Annotated in this window: 1 protein-coding gene and 1 pseudogene; one reads left to right on the top strand and one right to left on the bottom strand. The window is 41.6% G+C overall.

What is annotated here, in order from left to right; all coding sequences use genetic code 11:
* Positions 1–108: 108 nt before the first annotated feature.
* Entirely contained in the window at positions 109–564 is a 456-nt protein-coding gene (locus A3738_RS27125; RefSeq protein ID WP_197472360.1) for a TlpA disulfide reductase family protein, read from the bottom strand.
* An 86-nt stretch (positions 565–650) separates the two neighbouring features.
* On the opposite strand from A3738_RS27125, the pseudogene A3738_RS32220 reads away from it, so the two are divergent.
* A pseudogene (locus A3738_RS32220) lies at positions 651–762 on the top strand (arsenate reductase (glutaredoxin)); the annotation flags it as partial.

Genomic DNA, 762 nt, shown 5'->3' with positions numbered 1-762 from the left:
TCTCTGCTCTTTATGAGGGAGAATTCTGGTGACACTAAACCCATCTAAATCTTTTACCTGCCCTTCAATTTTACGCGCCATAAACGTCTCCAAAGGTATTTAAGTGAATTACTCCACGCCAATCGCTCTCAACACACTTTGTTGTGTTTGAGCACCCATTAGCCATTGTTTGGTACCTGCTTTTGGATTAAGCACCAAGGTGGCTGGCAATGCGCCAGGCGTTTCTTCTCCGAACATAGATGCGGGATCATTGAGCAGCATAGGAAGTTGCAGATTAAATTTATCCGCTTCACTTTGTAGTTTGTCGCCACTGAGGCGATCAAAATTGTATGCAAATACAGATAATTGGGGATGATTATCCAGCTCGTTGAGTTCAGGAATTTCTTTCACGCAGGGTTTGCACCAACTTGCCCAGTAATTAATTAGAACAAAATCAGTACCAATGTCTGAATAAGCGAGATCGTTTTGCGCGTGAAGCTGAAACACTTTGTCGACTGAAGAGCTTGCTTGGGAGCAAGCTTGCAGTGCCATTAACGTCATCAATATACCAAGAATTCTTCGCACAATTCGTTCCTTAACCATTCAACTTATTGTTATCATGCACGCCATCAAAATTAGGCATAATTACTCTATTTAATGGCAGTTTAAACATGACAGACATTACGATTTACCACAACCCACGTTGTTCAAAGTCACGCCAAACTCTCGCTCTTATCGAAGAAAAAAGCATTACCCCAACCATTAAGCTTTATCTCGAAGATG

The organism is Oleiphilus sp. HI0066 (assembly GCF_001635725.1).
This window is presented reverse-complemented; position numbering and strand designations above follow the sequence as displayed.